Annotated in this window: 1 protein-coding gene and 1 pseudogene; both read right to left on the bottom strand. The window is 70.0% G+C overall.

The genetic code is table 11. The features are described 5' to 3' along the window. Positions 1-223: 223 nt before the first annotated feature. Entirely contained in the window at positions 224-799 is a 576-nt protein-coding gene (pgsA, locus tag TX83_RS19305) for a CDP-diacylglycerol--glycerol-3-phosphate 3-phosphatidyltransferase (RefSeq protein ID WP_064749625.1), read from the bottom strand. Between the two features lie 74 nt (positions 800-873). Beyond that, a pseudogene (gene uvrC / locus TX83_RS19300) lies at positions 874-2,724 on the bottom strand (excinuclease ABC subunit UvrC); the annotation flags it as partial. Positions 2,725-2,857: the final 133 nt, after the last annotated feature.

The raw sequence follows: 2,857 nt of genomic DNA, 5'->3' as shown, positions 1-2,857 counted from the left end.
CGCGACCCCGACCTTGGCAAGGTCGTGCTCTACCAACTGAGCTATTCCCGCTGAGGAAGCGATATTTTAGGCATGGAAGCGAAAGTGTCAACACCTTTCTTCACGCCCCGGGACCGCGTCGGACCCGTTCCGGGAACCGGTCAAACCGGCTTGACCGGTTAGACCGCCCTGCGCTGCGTTTCCGTGTGCGGGATCCGCTGCGCAGCGACCGTCTCGTTGCCGATCAGGTCGAAGGCTTGTTCTCGTCGGCGAGCATTATAGGCCATGCCGCGCGCAAATACGCCAGCCCCGACCACAAAGTGAGCAGCGCCGCCGCCGCGAGCAGCCATTCGCCGATCGGAAAAATCGGCAGGCCGAACAAGGGTTCCTGATACAACAGGCAAACCAGCGCGACCATCTGCACGATGGTCTTGATCTTGCCGATCGCGGCCACTTTGACCGCCGCGCGCTGGCCCAGCTCGGCCATCCATTCGCGCAGCGCCGATACGGCGATTTCGCGGCCGACGATCACCGCCGCCCACAGCGTCATCCACACGGTCGGATGCTTCTGCACGATCAACAACAGCGCCACCGCCACCATCAGCTTGTCGGCGACCGGGTCGAGGAAGGCGCCGAAGGCCGAGTACTGGTTGTAGCGGCGGGCGATCCAGCCGTCGAGCCAGTCGGTGATCGAGGCGAAGGCGAAGATCGACGCGGCGGCGAAATTGGTCCACGGATAGTCGAGGAAGAACACCACTACCAGCACCGGGATCAGGACGATCCGGGCCAGGGTCAGCATGGTGGGTATGGTCAACTTCATTGCTCGCTCCGCTTGCCGTCGGGCGCGGCCTCCTCGGCCCCGCCCCGTTGTTTCCTGCCCCGCCCCGCCGGCGCTGCGGCGGCCGGCTCGGCCGGCGCCTCCAACCCGTGCAGGGCGGCGTAGATGCGCTCGGCCAAGGCCTCGTTGACGCCCTCCACCCGCGCGATCTCCTCGATCCCGGCGGCCTTGAGCCCGCCCAGGCCGCCGAAGTGCCGCAACAGATTAGCGCGCCGGCGCGGCCCGATGCCGGGGATGTCCTCCAGCCTACTGCTGTTGCGGGCCTTCTGCCGACGCCCGCGGTGGCCGGTGATGGCGAAACGGTGCGCCTCGTCGCGGACCTGCTGGACCAGTTGCAGGGCCGGCGACTCCGCGCCCGGATGGACCACGCGGCCGTCGGGCAGCAGCAGTTCCTCGTCGCCGGGACGGCGCGCCGGGCCCTTGGCCACGCCGACCAGGATCACGCCCTCCACGCCCAACTCGTCCAGCGCCGCACGCGCCTGCGCCACCTGTCCGGCGCCGCCGTCGATCAGCAGGACGTCGGGCAGCACGCCGTCCTCCTCGACCGCGCGACGGAAGCGGCGCGAGATCGCCTGGTTCATCGCCGCGTAATCGTCGCCCTCGGTGATGCCGGCGATGTTGTAGCGGCGGTATTGGCCGCGCACCGGGCCCTCGGCGTCGAACACCACGCACGAGGCCACGGTCGCCTCGCCCATGGTGTGGCTGATGTCGAAACACTCGATCCGTCCCGGCAGCGCCGGCATGCGCAACAGCTCGCGCAGGGCCTCGGCGCGGGCCAGTTGCGCAGCGTGGCTGGTCAGCTCGGCGCCCAGCGACAATTCGGCGTTGCGCCGCGCCATGTCCAGGTAGCCGGCGCGTTCGCCGCGCACGTTGTGCTTGATCTGCACTCGCCGCTCGCCCGAGCTGGAGAGCGCGTGTTCGAGCAATTCGCGCTCGGGCAGGTCGCGGTCGAGCACGATCTCGCGCGGCGGCGGCTGCTCGGCGTAGTACTGCGACACGAACGCGGCCAGCACTTCCTCGGGGCTGTCGCTGCCGTTGGTCTTGGGAAAGAACGCGCGCGTGCCGAGGTTGCGGCCGTCGCGGAATGCCAGCAGCAGCACGCAGGCCGACACGCCCTGCATCGCCACCGCCAGCACGTCCAGGTCGGCGGCGCGGCCGTCGACGTATTGGCGCGCCTGCAGGCTGCGGATGCTGGCGATCAGGTCGCGCAGGCGCGCGGCGTCCTCGAAGTCCAGGCGCGCGCTGGCCGCCTCCATGTCGCGGCCGAGTTCGTCGGTGAGTTCGTCGCTGCGCCCCTCCAGGAACAGGCCGGACTGGCGCACGCTCTCGGCGTATTCGCGCGCCGGCACCAGGCCGACGCAGGGCGCGCTGCAACGGCCGATCTGGTGCTGCAGGCACGGCCGCGAGCGGTTGCGGAACACGCTGTCCTCGCAGCTGCGCAGGCGGAACAGCTTGTGCATGAGGTTGAGCGTGTCGCGCACCGCGCCGACGCTGGCGTAGGGGCCGAAATAGCGCCCCGGCACCGCGCGCGGCCCGCGGTGCATGGCGATGCGCGGCCAGGCCTCGTTGGTCATCAGCACGTAGGGGTAGCTCTTGTCGTCGCGCAGCAGCACGTTGTAGCGCGGCTTGAGCGACTTGATGAGCTGGTTCTCGAGGATCAGCGCCTCGGCCTCGGTGCGGGTGACGGTGACTTCCATCCGCACCGTCTGCGCCAGCATCGACATGATCCGCGCCGACTTGGGCGTGGCGTTGAAATAGCTGGAGACGCGGTTCTTCAACGCGCCGGCCTTGCCGACGTAGAGCACGCCGTCGTCCGCGCCGATCATCCGGTACACGCCCGGCGCGGTGCTGAGTTGCTTGACGAAAGCCTTGCCGTCGAACGGCGCGGGCGCGGCGGCCTGGTTCATGCGCGCCCGGCCCGGGCTACGCGCAGCCCGGGCCGGGCGCGCACGCGCCACGCCGCGGCGCGCGAGGCGTCGTTGAGGGGGGCGGATACGGCGGAAGGCGGCACGGGCATCGGCGGCGGGGGGCGGCGGGCGG

The sequence above is a fragment of the Lysobacter antibioticus HS124 genome, from assembly GCF_000336385.2.
Taxonomy (GTDB): Bacteria; Pseudomonadota; Gammaproteobacteria; order Xanthomonadales; family Xanthomonadaceae; genus Lysobacter; species Lysobacter firmicutimachus.
Note: the sequence above shows the minus strand (reverse complement) of the source record. Positions and strands in the feature narration are given on the sequence as shown.

What these genes read in the sequence shown, in the direction of transcription:
- pgsA (WP_064749625.1), bottom strand. Translation starts at nt 799, where the DNA reads ATGAAGTTGACCATACCCACCATGCTGACCCTGGCCCGGATCGTCCTG.